The 14,391-nt window shown below is 58.5% G+C and carries 10 protein-coding genes and 4 tRNA genes; 3 read left to right on the forward strand and 11 right to left on the reverse strand.

All coding sequences use genetic code 11. The features are described from left to right. The first annotated feature begins 65 nt into the window (after positions 1 to 65). Together Q1W70_RS01425 and Q1W70_RS01430 are read left to right on the forward strand one after the other, a co-directional pair. On the forward strand, positions 66 to 1,196 hold the full coding sequence (locus tag Q1W70_RS01425) for a carbon-nitrogen hydrolase family protein (protein WP_166590773.1): 1,131 nt from the start codon (positions 66 to 68) through the stop codon (positions 1,194 to 1,196). 3 nt (positions 1,197 to 1,199) lie between these two features. Further along, positions 1,200 to 2,240, forward strand: a complete 1,041-nt coding sequence (locus Q1W70_RS01430; protein ID WP_182344019.1) for an AraC family transcriptional regulator — start codon at positions 1,200 to 1,202, stop codon at positions 2,238 to 2,240. 339 nt (positions 2,241 to 2,579) lie between these two features. Here Q1W70_RS01430 and Q1W70_RS01435 read toward each other — a convergent pair whose 3' ends face one another. The 11 genes from Q1W70_RS01435 to Q1W70_RS01485 all read right to left on the reverse strand — a co-directional run bounded on the left by Q1W70_RS01435 (position 2,580) and on the right by Q1W70_RS01485 (position 13,100). Next, positions 2,580 to 3,479, reverse strand: coding sequence for a DUF2242 domain-containing protein (locus tag Q1W70_RS01435; RefSeq protein ID WP_166590775.1), 900 nt, complete (start codon positions 3,477 to 3,479; stop codon positions 2,580 to 2,582). A 212-nt stretch (positions 3,480 to 3,691) separates the two neighbouring features. After that, complete coding sequence (locus tag Q1W70_RS01440; RefSeq protein ID WP_166590776.1) at positions 3,692 to 5,551, reverse strand: SurA N-terminal domain-containing protein; 1,860 nt, start codon at positions 5,549 to 5,551, stop codon at positions 3,692 to 3,694. 231 nt (positions 5,552 to 5,782) lie between these two features. Continuing rightward, positions 5,783 to 6,055: an HU family DNA-binding protein gene (locus Q1W70_RS01445; protein WP_002552737.1), complete on the reverse strand. Its 273-nt coding sequence runs from the start codon at positions 6,053 to 6,055 to the stop codon at positions 5,783 to 5,785. A gap of 147 nt (positions 6,056 to 6,202) precedes the next feature. After that, positions 6,203 to 8,599 (reverse strand): endopeptidase La, encoded by a 2,397-nt coding sequence (gene lon, locus Q1W70_RS01450; protein WP_095167799.1) that lies wholly within the window; start codon positions 8,597 to 8,599, stop codon positions 6,203 to 6,205. 182 nt (positions 8,600 to 8,781) lie between these two features. Continuing rightward, the gene (gene clpX, locus Q1W70_RS01455) at positions 8,782 to 10,065 is read right to left on the reverse strand and encodes an ATP-dependent Clp protease ATP-binding subunit ClpX (RefSeq protein ID WP_095167797.1); all 1,284 of its coding nucleotides are present in this window, start codon (positions 10,063 to 10,065) and stop codon (positions 8,782 to 8,784) included. 113 nt (positions 10,066 to 10,178) lie between these two features. Beyond that, positions 10,179 to 10,814, reverse strand: a complete 636-nt coding sequence (gene clpP / locus Q1W70_RS01460) for an ATP-dependent Clp endopeptidase proteolytic subunit ClpP (RefSeq protein ID WP_095167796.1) — start codon at positions 10,812 to 10,814, stop codon at positions 10,179 to 10,181. Positions 10,815 to 10,905: 91 nt separating this feature from the next. Continuing rightward, positions 10,906 to 12,216, reverse strand: coding sequence for a trigger factor (gene tig / locus Q1W70_RS01465; protein WP_265537395.1), 1,311 nt, complete (start codon positions 12,214 to 12,216; stop codon positions 10,906 to 10,908). A gap of 403 nt (positions 12,217 to 12,619) precedes the next feature. Then, positions 12,620 to 12,695: transfer RNA gene (locus tag Q1W70_RS01470), tRNA-His, on the reverse strand. 78 nt (positions 12,696 to 12,773) lie between these two features. After that, positions 12,774 to 12,858, reverse strand: a tRNA-Leu gene (locus Q1W70_RS01475). A gap of 57 nt (positions 12,859 to 12,915) precedes the next feature. Continuing rightward, a tRNA-His gene (locus tag Q1W70_RS01480) sits at positions 12,916 to 12,991 on the reverse strand. 32 nt (positions 12,992 to 13,023) lie between these two features. Continuing rightward, positions 13,024 to 13,100 (reverse strand) — tRNA-Arg (locus Q1W70_RS01485). A gap of 276 nt (positions 13,101 to 13,376) precedes the next feature. Between Q1W70_RS01485 and folD the strand changes: the two genes are divergently transcribed. Continuing rightward, positions 13,377 to 14,231, forward strand: a complete 855-nt coding sequence (gene folD / locus Q1W70_RS01490; RefSeq protein ID WP_095167791.1) for a bifunctional methylenetetrahydrofolate dehydrogenase/methenyltetrahydrofolate cyclohydrolase FolD — start codon at positions 13,377 to 13,379, stop codon at positions 14,229 to 14,231. Positions 14,232 to 14,391: the final 160 nt, after the last annotated feature.

Raw genomic sequence — 14,391 nt, forward strand, 5'->3', positions numbered from 1 at the left:
CATTCGCCGGCATGGCGCCTACCCTAGTCGGCGAACCCTGCACACGGCTGATCCTTAGTTTTCTCATGCGCAAACTTCTTTACCTGACATTCGCCATGGCCTTGCTCGCCGCCCTCACCACCTACGCCATGTGGACCGCCGAACGCCCGGTGGGGCATTACCTGTCCGACCTGCGCATCCAGCTCGCGGTGGATCAGGGCGTACCCGGTGACCGGGGCAACCTGCTGGGGATCCAGCCAGAACTGTTCCCCACCGACTACCAAAGTCCCGAACGCCTGCATCGCAAACTCGCGGCCTACTTGCAGCAAGCCCGCGACCAGGGCCTGCTCAACGCCAAGACCATCGTCGTGCTGCCTGAACATATCGGCACCTGGTTGATGGTCAGCGGCGAGAAGGACGAGCTGTACCAGGCCAGCACGTTCGACGAAGCCATGAACTGGCTGGCGGTGAGCAATCCCCTGCCTTTCCTGCGGGCGCTGATCGGCGCCCAGGGTGACAGCCGCCTGGAGGATGCCCACCTGCGCATGAAGGCCAAGAGCATGGCCGGCCAGTACCAGGCGCTGTTCGGCGGCCTGGCCCGGGAATTCGACATCACCCTGGTGGCGGGCAGCATCGTGCTGCCGGAGCCGAGCGTCAAAGACGGCGCCCTGAGTATTGGCAAGGGTCCGTTGTACAACACCAGCCTGGTGTTTGGCCGGGACGGTGCGCCCATCGGCCAGCCGCAACGGCAGTTGAGCCCGAGCCTCGCCGAGCAAGGGTTTATCCGGCCCAGTGGCGACCGGGCGATCAACGTGATCCAGACCCCCGCCGGGCGCCTTGGGGTGCTGATCGGCAACGACAGCTGGTACCCGGACAACTACCGCAAGCTCAACGACCAGGGTGCCGAATTGATCGCCGTGCCGGCCTTCGTCACCGGCCGCAGTACCTGGGATCAACCCTGGCGCGGTTACCAGGGGCCCTTCACCCCAAGTGAAATCAGCCTCAAGCCGGGTGAGCTCAGCGAAGGCCAGGCCTGGCATCGCCTGACCCTGACCGCACAGCCGCCCAGCAGCCTGGCCAATGCCGGGGTCAGCGTGTTCCTGCGTGGCCAGTTCTGGAACCAGGGCAGCGCTGGTCAGAGTTTCCTCAGCAGCAATGGGCAGCACTTCGCCGATGGCGAAGCCCGCGGCGCCCGTTTGTTGAATATCTGGTTGTAACCCATGAAACCGCTGCCGATGCGCCTGGGGGACCTGTCCGTCGGCTTTGTCCATAGTCTGGCGGATGCCGTGCGCAGCCACGGCTGTGACCCGCAACCCCTGCTGGAGCAATACGGCCTGGACGTCGCGCGTCTGGCCGAGGCCGGTGCCCGGCTGTCGATTCCGCGCTACATGCGCCTGGGCCACGCCGCCATCCAACTGACCGGGGACCCGGCCCTGGGCCTGCGCATGGGCCAGCTCAGTCGGCTGAGTCAGGTCGGGCTGGCCGGGGTGACGGCTGCCCAGGCGCCGACGGTGCGCGAAGCGGCGCGTTGCCTGATTCGCTTCGAGGCCTTGTACGGCTCCAACTATCGCGGCCAGTCGAGCTTCCATGAGGACACCCAGGGGGCCTGGCTGCGGTTCTACTCCATCAGTCCATACAACGCCTATAACCGTTTTGTGGTGGACTCGATCATCGCCGGCTGGTTACAGCAGCTGTCCAGCCTCTGCCCCGAGCCACTGCGGGCCGAGCGCATCGAGATTGAATTCCAGGCACCCGACTACTCAGAACGCTATGCCGTGCTGGGGGACTGCGCCCTGCAGTTTGGCGCCGAGCACAATCAGTTGCGCCTGAGCCAGGCCAGCCTGGCGCAACGCAACCCCGAGCACTGCCCCAGCACCTGGCGCCTGCTGCTCAAGCTGTGTGAACGGGAACTGGAGCAGTTGACCCGCACCCGTAGCCTGCGCGAACGCATCACGCAGCTATTGGGGCCGTTGCTCAATGGCGGTCGTGAACCCGACCTGGAAGAAGTGGCGGCACGCTTGAAGCTGCCAACCTGGACCTTGCGCCGCAAGCTCGCTGAAGAGGGTACGCAGTTTCGCGCGATTCTCAACGACACCCGCCGCGACCTGGCCATGACCTACATCCGCGACACGGAACTGGCCTTTGGCGAAATCGCCTACCTGTTGGGATTTGCCTCGGCCGAAGCCTTTCAACGCGCCTTCAAACGCTGGAACGGCCAGACGCCCGGCGAGTTTCGCCGCAGCCATCGGCAATCGGCGTGAAGCCAACGTAACTGGTAGCAGCGCCACTACAACTCTGTAGCGTCGTCCGCCGGCTCCAGCGGGTCGAGTTCGAATGCCTGATATTCCAGCAGCTCTTCTTGATAATCGTCCATTGCCAATTCCTTTTTTAGTCGTGTCGAAAACCGTTGCCCAAATGACCTGCGCCATCAGCATAAAGTGCCCGCATGAAAGAAAAATGACGCGGGTACACGGTGGCTCCTGCTCATAAAACGTAGCAGACACTTCAAAATTTATCATGGGCGCCGGTGAGCGCAGCTTGATGCAGGTCAAGCGCCCGGCTGCGTTACCCCAAGAGGGGCCGCAGCACTGGCGGACGGGTTACTGGCCGGAGGACGGCATGGGCGTGATCGGCTCGCTCGGGGCAGGCAGCGAATCAGGGTTGGCCGGGGGTGGGGTCACTGTAGGCGCGGTTTCTGGCACAGGTTCCGGTACCGGCTGCGGCGAAGGTTGCGGGGCGGCCTGAGGGGCGGCTTCGATGGCCTTCTCGGGCGTGATCGGTGCGGCTTCGGGCGGCGGTGCTACCGGCTCGGAGGCGGCCTGTGCAGCCGGTGCCGGCTCAGGCATGGCGGGGACCACAGGTTCGGCGGCAGGCATTGGCGCAGGTTCTGCGGCAGGCGTCGGCGCGACCGGCGCGAGCTTGGCTTCCGGCACACCGAGGTCAGTCTTGGGCTTCTCGGTGATATGGGCGGCTTTCTTCACATCCGGTGGCAGGAACAATTCCACCAGGGCAAAAAAGCGCTCATAGAACTTGCCCGAGGTGACCGTCTCGCTCGCAACCTTGACCATCGAATCATCGGAGGAGCCGATCGGCATCGACACCGACCCCAACACGCCGACGCCGAGGCTGGCGGAGTTGTTGGTCTTCTTCAACGCATAGCGGTCCTGCAAGGCGTTGGCAAACATGGTCGCGTGATGGCTGCTGTCTTCGGCGCACACCACGCTGAAGCTGATCTCCATGTGGGTGTCGCCGGTCTGCTGGAAGCTTTTGTGACCGCTGATCAGTTTCGGGTCGGAACTGGTGATGATATAGCCCTGGCTCAGCAACGCCCGGCGGGCGGCTTCACAGGACGCGGTGTCGGTCACCGGGTATTTGCGCGAGAAGGTTCCGGAGTCGTCGAAGTTCTCATGCTCATAAATGGCTTGGTCCTTCGCGCAACCGGCTGCGGCAGCCAGCACCAGCGCCAGTCCCGCGGTACGCATAGGGAATGATGTGAACATTGAACATCCTGAGGAAATCGGTACGGGGCGTATTGTGCAACAGTTCACCCTGTGACGGCGCATGGATTAGTGACTTGTACACCTGACCCCTCTACTGACCATCGTTTGCCGGAAAAGTCGCGCACTCAGGTGACCGATGAACAGATGAACAATAAAAAACCCCGGCCTGGTGGCCGGGGTTTTTGTTTGCAGCTGTACGCGTCAGTCCGTTATCAGTAACGCTTGACGTCGGCCTCGCTTTCCAACTGCTTGCGGTAGGCAGCAAAGTCTTGCTGGCCGACACGCGAAGCGAGGAAGCGGCGGTACTCGGCCTTCTCCTCGTCAGTTGGCGCTGCAGCTTCGTTCACCCCATTGAGGCGCACGATCACCAGGCTGCCGTCAGGCAGGGTCACGCTATCGAAGCTCGGCTTGTCCTTGGCAGCAGGCTTGGGCATGCGGAACAAGGCTTGCAGCACGGCAGGTTCGACACCTTCCTGACCACGGGTGGCCGCTTCGGTGACTTTCCAGCCCAGGCTGTCGATCGCCGTCTTGCCGTCGCGAAGGCTGGTTACCAGCTCCTCGGCCTTGGTCTTGGCCGCAGCACTGGCGTGCTCCTTGACCAGTTGCGCACGAATCGCTGTTTCAACGCTGGCCAGAGGCAGTTGCTCAGGTTTGCGATGCTCTTTGGCGCGCAGCACGATCACGGTTTCCGGATCCAGTTCGATGGCGGTGCTGTTGGCACCCTCATCCAGCACTTCCGGACTGAACGCTGCAGTGATCACGGCACGGTTGGCCGCAACACCTTCGCCACCTTCACGGCCAAACGGCGCGGAAGTGTGTACGGTCAACTTCAGATCGGCCGCTGGCTGGGCCAGGTCGGAGGATTCGAACGAGGAGTCTTCCAGTTGCTTGGTCGCCTCGACGAACAGCTGTTCCACTTGCTGGGTTTTCAGGTCGCGGGTCAGCTTGTCCTTGAGGCTGGCAAAGCTCGGCACTTCTGGCGCTTCGACGCCCAGCAACTTGATCAGGTGGTAACCAAAGCTGGAGCGAACCGGCGCCGAGACCTGGTCTTTGTCAAGCGCGTACAGCGCTGTTTCAAAGTCCGGGTCATAGACGCCTGGGCCTGCGTAACCCAGGTCACCGCCATTGGCAGCCGAACCTGGATCCTGGGAGAACTCCTTGGCCAAGGCCTCGAAGCTTTCACCCTTGGCCAGGCGCGCTTGCAGCTCTTCGATCTTGGCCTTGGCTTGCGCCTCGGTCACCTTGTCGTTGACTTCGATCAGAATGTGCGCAGCCCGGCGTTGTTCGGCCAGGTTGGCGATTTCTTTCTGATAGGCGTCCTGCAGCGCTTCGTCTTTCACGGTGACCTGGTCGAAGAAGGAGGACTTCTTCAGTTCCAGATAGTCGATGACTACCTGATCAGGGGTCATGAATTCCTTGGCGTGCTCGTCGTAGTAAGCCTTGACCTCGGCATCGGTCAGCTTGACCGAGGCAGGATCAGCCTTGACGGTCAGGGTCGCGAAATCACGGGTCTGTTTTTCCAGACGGGCGAAGGCCAGTACCTGGGCATCGGTGACAAAACCGCTGCCTGCCAGGCCGGCACGCAATTGACCGATCAGCATTTCCTGAGCCAGCATCTCGCGGAACTGCAGGCGGCTGTAGCCCAACTGACGAACTACCTGGTCAAATCGCTCGGCACTGAACTTGCCGTCGACCTGGAATTCAGGTGTCAGCAGGATCACCTGGTCCAGAGCCGCTTCGGAGAAAGCGAACTTCGAATCATGGGCGCCTTGCAGCAGCAGTTTGCGATCGATCAGGCCCTTGAGGGCCGATTCGCGCAGCATTTTTTCATCCAGCAAGGAGGCGTCGAAGTCCTTGCCCAGCTGTTGCATGAGTTGGCGGCGTTGCATATCAACCGCCTGGCTCAGCTCGTTCTGGCTGATTTCTTCACCATTGACCTTGGCCACTTCGTTCTTCGAAGAGGAGGCCTGGAAAATGGCATCGACACCGGTCAAGGCCATCAGTGCAACGATGACCCCGATAATAGTCTTGGCAATCCAGCCTTGTGAATTGTCCCTGATATTTTGCAGCATGCGTCCCCCAGAAACGGTTGAACTTCAAAATTAGGCAACCGTGGAGCGTGGGTAGAATCCGGATAGAAGAAAGGCGCATCCGAGGATGCGCCTTCTCGTAACTGGCGGAGCGGTCGGGGCTCGAACCCGCGATCCCCGGCGTGCCAGGCAATATTCCCATCGCCCGTACTACCGCCCCGCTGCCAGGTCAGGCATGACCCCGACCCGGATAGGCAAAAAACCGAGTGAGGCTTAGTTGACAGCTTCTTTCAGTGCTTTACCGGCTTTGAAGCCTGGCTTTTTGGCAGCAGCGATTTCCAGAGTCTTACCGGTCTGTGGGTTGCGACCGATACGAGCTGGACGGTCAGTCACGGAGAAAGTACCGAAACCTACCAGAACTACAGAGTCGCCGGCCTTGAGGGCACCAGTGACGGATTCGATTACAGCGTCCAGCGCACGGCCAGCAGCAGCTTTCGGGATATCAGCGGATGCAGCGATAGCATCAATCAGTTCCGACTTGTTCACTCTAAGTCCCCTTATATCTATTTGAGATGATTCTAAGTTTTTTGGTGAAAGCAAAAACGAGTGCTGAATGGCCTACAGACACTTAAGAGCCGCTTTATAACAAGGGCTCTAAAAAGCTGTCAAGGAAGCCCCCCAGGCTAATACGTACTAATGCGTGCTAATTCTTTCCTTAGAGTCAGACTCGCGTTTTTCATCCTTTGCAACTATCTCGGGAGCCACATCGGGCAAGGGCTCCGGCGCGTATTGCAGCGCAATTTGCAGGACCTCGTCAATCCATTTAACCGGTTTAATCTGAAGATCTTGCTTGATGTTGTCGGGAATTTCCTTCAAATCGCGTACGTTCTCTTCAGGAATGATCACCGTCTTGATCCCGCCGCGATGTGCCGCCAGCAGTTTTTCCTTCAGGCCGCCGATAGCCAGGACTTGACCGCGCAGGGTGATTTCGCCGGTCATGGCGACATCCGCCCGCACCGGGATCCCGGTCAGTGCCGACACCAGTGCCGTGCACATGCCTACACCCGCACTAGGACCGTCTTTGGGCGTAGCCCCTTCCGGCATGTGGATGTGGGTGTCGCGCTTCTCATGGAAGTCCAGGGGAATCCCCAGGCTCTTGGCCCGACTGCGTACGACCGTCAGCGCAGCGGTGATCGATTCGACCATCACATCGCCCAGCGAACCGGTCTTGATCAATTGACCCTTGCCCGGCACCACGGCCGCTTCGATAGTCAGCAATTCACCGCCCACCTGGGTCCACGCCAGGCCCGTCACTTGGCCCACCTGATCCTGCTGCTCGGCCAGGCCGTAGCGGAATTTGCGCACGCCCAGGAAGTGCTCGAGCATGTCGGCCGTGACCTTCACCGAGAAGCGTTTTTCCAACGCGTGCTCTTTGACAGTCTTGCGGCAGACCTTGGCAATCTGGCGCTCCAGCCCACGCACACCGGCTTCGCGGGTGTAGTAACGGATGATGTCGCGGATCGCTTCAGCTTCGAATTCCAGCTCGCCCTTTTTCAGGCCGTTGGCCTGGATCTGTTTCGGCGAGAGGTATTTGACCGCGATGTTGATCTTCTCGTCTTCGGTGTAACCCGGCAGGCGGATCACTTCCATACGGTCGAGCAGCGCCGCGGGAATGTTCATCGAGTTCGAGGTGCACAGGAACATCACATCCGAGAGGTCGTAATCGACTTCCAGGTAGTGATCGTTGAAATTGTGGTTCTGCTCGGGGTCGAGCACTTCCAGCAAAGCCGATGCCGGATCGCCTCGCATGTCGCTGCCCATCTTGTCGATTTCATCGAGCAGGAACAGCGGGTTGCGCACGCCCACTTTGGTCATCTTTTGAATCAATCTTCCTGGCATCGAACCGATGTAAGTACGGCGATGACCACGAATTTCCGCTTCGTCACGCACGCCACCCAGGGCCATACGAACAAATTTACGGTTGGTGGCGTGGGCAATCGACTCCGCCAGGGAAGTTTTACCTACCCCAGGAGGACCGACCAGGCACAGTACCGGACCACGAATTTTCTTCACGCGCTTTTGCACGGCGAGGTATTCGAGGATCCGTTCTTTGACTTCTTCCAGACCATAGTGGTCGGCGTCGAGAATGTCTTCGGCACGGGCCAGGTCCAGGCGGACTTTGCTCTGCGCTTTCCACGGCACCTGGACCAGCCAGTCGATGTAGGTGCGCACCACGGTCGCTTCTGCCGACATTGGCGACATTTGCTTGAGCTTGTTCAGCTCAGCCAAGGCCTTGGCCAGAGCATCTTTTGGCAGGCCGGCGGCATCAATGCGTTTTTTCAGCTCTTCGACTTCGTTGTGGCCCTCTTCGCTGTCGCCGAGCTCTTTCTGAATGGCCTTCATCTGCTCATTCAGGTAGTACTCGCGCTGACTGCGCTCCATTTGTTTCTTGACCCGGCCACGAATACGTTTTTCGACCTGCAGCAGGTCGATTTCCGCATCCAGCAACGCCAGCACGTGTTCGACACGGGCCGACAGGTCGAGGATCTCGAGGATTTCCTGCTTCTGCTCGATTTTCAGCGCCATGTGCGCGGCCATCGTATCGACCAGGCGGCCTGGCTCGTCGATGCTGTTGAGCGACGACAGGACTTCGGCAGGGACTTTCTTGCCCAGTTGAACGTACTGTTCGAACTGCGACAGCAAACTGCGAACGAACACTTCCGACTCGCGCTCTGGCGCGTCGACTTCGTCGATCAGGGAAACTTCGGCACGGCAGTGGCCGTCCACTTCAATGAAACGCTCGACAGCACCACGTTGCTCACCCTCGACCAGCACCTTGACGGTGCCATCAGGCAGCTTGAGCAGTTGCAGCACGGTGGCGATGGTCCCGACGCGGTACAGCGCGTCTTCTCCGGGATCGTCGTCGGCAGGGTTTCTCTGGGCCAGCAGCAGAATCTGCTTGTCGCCCGTCATCGCGGCCTCGAGGGCTTCGATAGATTTCTCGCGCCCCACGAACAGCGGGATAACCATGTGCGGATAAACCACGACATCACGCAATGGCAGGAGAGGCAATTCGATGGTTGTCTTCATGATTTCGCCTCTACGGCGGCCATAAGGCCGTAAACAGATGGAAGTAAGCTTGAAACCAAGATGGGGGCTGCCTTGCAAAAAAACAAGCTGATTAGCAGAGCTCGATAAAGATCGCAGCCGGCAACAGCCCGTACAAAAGCAAAGGGGCCCGAAGGCCCCTTCTTTATCCAGCAGTGCGACGCTTACGCGTCTGGCGCTGCCTTGGCAGCCGGCTCACTGTTTTCGTAGATATACAGTGGCTTGGACTTGCCTTCTATAACGCTTTCATCGATCACTACTTTACTCACCTCGGACTGCGAGGGGATTTCGTACATAGTGTCGAGCAGCACACCTTCGAGGATCGAGCGCAATCCACGGGCACCGGTCTTGCGTTCCAGTGCACGTTTGGCGACCGATTTCAGGGCGTCGGAGCGGAACTCCAGATCAACGCCTTCCATCTCGAACAGCTTGGCATACTGTTTGGTCAGAGCATTTTTTGGCTCGGTGAGGATCTGCATCAGCGCAGCCTCGTCGAGCTCGTCCAGCGTCGCCAGCACCGGCAGACGGCCAACGAATTCCGGGATCAGACCGAACTTGACCAGATCGTCAGGTTCGACTTCACGCAGGGATTCACCGACTTTCTTGCCTTCTTCCTTGCTGCGAACTTCTGCGTTGAAACCGATGCCGCCCTTGGTGGAACGGTTTTGAATAACCTTTTCCAGACCGGAGAATGCACCACCGCAGATGAACAGGATGTTACGGGTGTCGACCTGCAGGAATTCCTGCTGCGGATGCTTGCGACCACCTTGAGGTGGAACGGAAGCGACCGTGCCTTCGATCAACTTGAGCAAGGCTTGCTGCACGCCCTCACCGGAAACATCCCGGGTGATGGACGGGTTGTCAGACTTGCGCGAAATCTTGTCGATTTCATCGATGTAGACGATGCCCATTTGAGCTTTCTCTACGTCGTAATCGCACTTCTGCAACAGCTTCTGAATGATGTTCTCGACATCTTCGCCCACGTAACCCGCCTCGGTGAGGGTGGTCGCGTCAGCGATGGTGAACGGCACATTCAGCAGACGAGCCAGGGTTTCGGCAAGCAGGGTTTTACCCGAGCCTGTCGGGCCGATCAGCAAGATGTTGCTCTTGCCGAGCTCGACGTCGTCATTCTTCTTGTCACGCTGGTTCAGGCGCTTGTAGTGGTTGTATACCGCTACGGCCAGAACCTTTTTCGCACGTTCTTGACCAATCACATATTGATCAAGGATGCCGCTGATTTCTTTAGGCGAAGGCAATTTATGCGCGCTGCTCTCGGCCTGGGCTTCCTGCACCTCCTCACGGATGATGTCATTGCACAGGTCGACGCACTCGTCGCAGATAAAGACCGAGGGGCCGGCAATCAATTTGCGCACTTCATGCTGGCTTTTGCCACAGAAGGAGCAATAGAGCAGCTTGCCGTTGTCCTCGCCGTTGCGGGTGTCAGTCATTCGTTCGATCCAAATCCGATAGGCTTGCAACACAAGATGAAGGCTATTGCGGGCTTTTTCAAGCCCGCCGGTGATCAGACCAGCCCACCAAGCCTATTTTGAGCTGCTTATTTTTAAGCTGGGCGCTGGGCAATCACTTCGTCGATCAGGCCGTACTCACGTGCGGCTTCTGCACTCATGAAGTTATCGCGGTTGGTGTCACGCTCGATTTCTTCCAGCGTGTGCCCGCTATGCTTGGCCATCAGCGTATTGAGACGCTCACGGATGAAGAGGATTTCCTTGGCATGGATTTCGATATCCGAGGCCTGGCCCTGGAAACCACCCAGTGGCTGGTGAATCATCACACGCGAGTTCGGCAGGCAATAACGCTTGCCGGCAGCACCGGCCGTCAGCAGGAATGCACCCATGCTGCACGCTTGACCGATACAGGTAGTCGACACGTTTGGCTTGATGAACTGCATGGTGTCGTAGATCGACATGCCCGCTGTCACCGAACCGCCCGGGGAGTTGATATAGAGATGGATGTCCTTGTCCGGGTTTTCCGCTTCAAGGAACAGCAGCTGCGCACAGATCAGGTTGGCCATGTAGTCCTCTACCGGACCAACCAGAAAGATCACCCGCTCCTTGAGGAGGCGCGAGTAGATGTCATAGGCGCGTTCGCCACGAGCAGACTGCTCGACAACCATCGGGACCAGGCCGCCTGCGGCCTGGATATCAGAGTTCTGCTGAATATACGAATTACGGAACATGCTCTGCAGTCACTCCCAAATAGTTATGTCTTGAATACGCATAAGCCAGCTCGAAGGCTGGCTTATGTGTGTGCTTCTAACGCAAAAACAATCAGTCGGCTTTTGGAGCTTCTACCGGCTTGACCGCTTCTTCGTAAGAGACCGATTTGTCGGTCACGCTAGCTTTCTGCAGAACAGTATCCACAACTTGCTCTTCCAGCACAACCGAACGAACTTCGTTCAGCTGCTCGTCGTTTTTGTAGTACCAGGACACTACTGCTTCTGGCTCCTGGTAGGCCGAAGCCATTTCCTGGATCAGTTCACGTACGCGGTTTTCGTCAGGCTTGAGGTCGAATTGCTTGACCACTTCAGCCACGACCAGACCCAGCACAACGCGACGCTTGGCTTGTTCTTCGAACAGCTCGGCAGGCAGTTGATCAGGCTTGATGTTGCCACCGAACTGCTGAACAGCCTGCACGCGCAGACGGTTCACTTCGTTCTCCAGCAGGGCCTTTGGCACTTCGATCGGGTTGGCAGCCAGCAGACCGTCCATTACCTGATTCTTGACCTTGGATTTGATCGCCTGACGCAGCTCGCGCTCCATGTTCTTACGAACTTCGGCGCGGAAACCGTCGATGCCAGACTCTTTGATACCGAACTGGGCGAAGAATTCTTCGGTCAGTTCAGGCAGTTTCGGCTCGGAAACGGTGTTCACGGTCACGGTGAACTCGGCTGCTTTGTTAGCCAGGTCCAGGTTCTGGTAGTTTTCCGGGAAGGTCAGGTTCAGAACGCGCTCTTCGCCTGCCTTGGCGCCGACCAGGCCTTCTTCGAAGCCCGGGATCATGCGGCCGGAACCCAGCACCAGCTGAGTACCCTTGGCGGAACCACCGGCGAACACTTCACCGTCAACCTTGCCAACGAAATCGATGTTCAGTTGGTCGTCGTTCTGCGCAGCGCGATCGACTGCTTCGAAACGCACGTTCTGCTTGCGCAGGATGTCCAGCATCTTGTCCAGATCGGCGTCTGCCACGTCAGCGCTCAGGCGCTCGACTGCGATGGACTCGAAACCGGCAACGGTGAACTCAGGGAACACTTCGAACACAGCAACGTATTCCAGGTCTTTGCCAGCTTCGAGCGATTTTGGCTCGATCGATGGCGAACCTGCCGGGTTCAGCTTCTGCTCAACCACAGCTTCGTAGAAGGAGGACTGGATCACGTCGCCTACAGCTTCCTGGCGAGCATCAGCACCGAAACGGCGCTTGATTTCGCTCATTGGCACTTTGCCTGGACGGAAGCCAGCAATCTTGGCCTTTTGGGCAGTCTGCTGCAGACGCTTGTTGACCTGAGTCTCGATGCGCTCAGCCGGCACGGTGACGCTCATGCGGCGCTCAAGAGCAGAAGTATTTTCAACAGAAACTTGCATGGATATTCCTCGTTGCACAGACGTTAGCCGGCCGTTTCCGACCCCAGAATCAAGGGCATGCATTCTAGTGGGTCAAACTCAAGAAGTCACCCTACTGAGAACGGGTAAAAAAGCAGCAGGCAATTTATAAGGGCGGATACACCAAAGCACCTCGCCCCAATGGCAAATACAGCCAATCACGCCAGGGCTCTGCGCCAACCCCTCCTTATATAGAAGAGGCAACGGGCCACAACCCCGACAGCCAATCCCGCGAGCAGGACCGGCGGGCAGCGCAGCATCATCGAGAAACATAAATACGACAAAACGCCCTGCCCCAGCAGCCCAAAACCCGCAGCCGCTGAACTTTCTAGCCAGCAAAAACAAAAAAGGCGCCAGACTGTTAAATCTGGCGCCTTTCGAAATATGGGGTGGACGATGGGGATCGAACCCACGACAACGGGAGTCACAATCCCGTGCTCTACCAACTGAGCTACGCCCACCATATTGCGTAACAAAGAAGCCAAATCACTTCTTCGTTGAGCCCCGCCCATGCCAACCGGCATGAATGAAGCTTTATTTGGTGCGGATGAAGAGACTCGAACTCTTACGCCTCGCGGCGCTGGAACCTAAATCCAGTGTGTCTACCAATTCCACCACATCCGCGAGTTGAAGCCTTTAAAGCAAAGGCGCCAGACTGTTAATCTGGCGCCTTTCGAAATATGGGGTGGACGATGGGGATCGAACCCACGACAACGGGAGTCACAATCCCGTGCTCTACCAACTGAGCTACGCCCACCATATCGCGTTACTTGTGCCAAAGCTGCCTAATGGCGCACCCGGCAGGACTCGAACCTGCGACCATCCGCTTAGAAGGCGGATGCTCTATCCAGCTGAGCTACGGGCGCCTTATTAATCTGTACTCATGGAGGACTACAAACTAAGTGCTTTCCAGTCTTGCAGAATGTTGATTCCGCTTGACCTTCTTAACCAGTGCTAGGCTGTGCCCGACAAGTGCGACGAATAGTATAGAGCCACCTACAGGTCGTCAAATGATTTTTGAGAAAAATTCATTTAATTAAAGGGCTTAGGGGAATTTGCAGACCAAGCGCCTTTGCCCTCACGTCCTGGCATGCGAGAATGCGCTCTCTTTTCTTCCCCCTCTCGATGGTTAATCACGCGCAATGACTGCACAACTAATCGACGGCAAATCGATCGCCGCCAGCCTGCGCCAGCAGATCGCCAAACGTGTTGCCGAGCGTCGCCAGCAAGGTCTGCGCACGCCAGGCCTCGCGGTGATCCTGGTCGGCAGCGATCCCGCCTCTCAGGTTTATGTCTCGCACAAGCGTAAAGACTGTGAAGAGGTCGGCTTCCTCTCCCAAGCCTACGACCTGCCCGCTGACACCACCCAGCAAGCCCTGACCGACCTGATCGACCGTCTCAATGAAGACCCGAACATCGACGGCGTGCTACTGCAACTGCCTCTGCCCGAACACCTGGACGCCTCCAAACTGCTGGAGCGCATTCGTCCGGACAAAGACGTCGACGGTTTCCACCCTTATAACGTCGGTCGCCTGGCCCAGCGCATCCCCCTGCTGCGCCCGTGCACCCCTAAAGGCATCATGACCCTGCTGGAAAGCACCGGGGCCGATCTCTACGGGATGGACGCAGTGATTGTCGGCGCATCCAACATTGTCGGTCGCCCGATGGCGATGGAACTGTTGCTGGCCGGCTGCACCGTGACCGTGACCCACCGCTTCACCAAGGACCTAGCCGGCCACGTCGGCCGCGCCGACCTGGTGGTAGTGGCCGCCGGCAAGCCGGGCCTGGTCAAGGGCGAATGGATCAAGGAAGGCGCGATCGTGATCGACGTCGGCATCAACCGCCAGGACGACGGCAAACTGGTCGGCGACGTGATCTACGAAACCGCCCTGCCCCGCGCTGGCTGGATCACCCCAGTACCAGGCGGCGTCGGCCCGATGACCCGTGCCTGCCTGCTGGAAAACACCCTGTATGCCGCGGAAACCCTGCACGGCTGAGTCAGGGCTCAAACGAGTGCCTTAAAACGCAAACCCCGCCCTTTGGCGGGGTTTGTCGTTTCCGGCCCCGCCAGCGGCTACTCGTCGAATAACCCTGTTTTTTGCTCCAAAACAAGGGCTTTGCGCTGCCCAGCGAAGAACATTCGACAGTTCCTCAGCT

Origin of the sequence: Pseudomonas kielensis, assembly GCF_030505375.1 — a bacterium.
GTDB lineage: Bacteria > Pseudomonadota > Gammaproteobacteria > Pseudomonadales > Pseudomonadaceae > Aquipseudomonas > Aquipseudomonas kielensis.

Excerpts from the sequence above, each read along its gene's own strand:
- clpX (WP_095167797.1), bottom strand. The coding sequence starts at position 10,065 with ATGACTGACACCCGCAACGGCGAGGACAACGGCAAGCTGCTCTATTGC.
- Q1W70_RS01430 (WP_182344019.1), top strand. The coding sequence starts at position 1,200 with ATGAAACCGCTGCCGATGCGCCTGGGGGACCTGTCCGTCGGCTTTGTC.
- folD (WP_095167791.1), top strand. The coding sequence starts at position 13,377 with ATGACTGCACAACTAATCGACGGCAAATCGATCGCCGCCAGCCTGCGC.
- Q1W70_RS01425 (WP_166590773.1), top strand. The coding sequence starts at position 66 with ATGCGCAAACTTCTTTACCTGACATTCGCCATGGCCTTGCTCGCCGCC.
- Q1W70_RS01440 (WP_166590776.1), bottom strand. The coding sequence starts at position 5,551 with ATGCTGCAAAATATCAGGGACAATTCACAAGGCTGGATTGCCAAGACT.
- clpP (WP_095167796.1), bottom strand. The coding sequence starts at position 10,814 with ATGTTCCGTAATTCGTATATTCAGCAGAACTCTGATATCCAGGCCGCA.
- tig (WP_265537395.1), bottom strand. The coding sequence starts at position 12,216 with ATGCAAGTTTCTGTTGAAAATACTTCTGCTCTTGAGCGCCGCATGAGC.
- lon (WP_095167799.1), bottom strand. The coding sequence starts at position 8,599 with ATGAAGACAACCATCGAATTGCCTCTCCTGCCATTGCGTGATGTCGTG.
- Q1W70_RS01435 (WP_166590775.1), bottom strand. The coding sequence starts at position 3,479 with ATGTTCACATCATTCCCTATGCGTACCGCGGGACTGGCGCTGGTGCTG.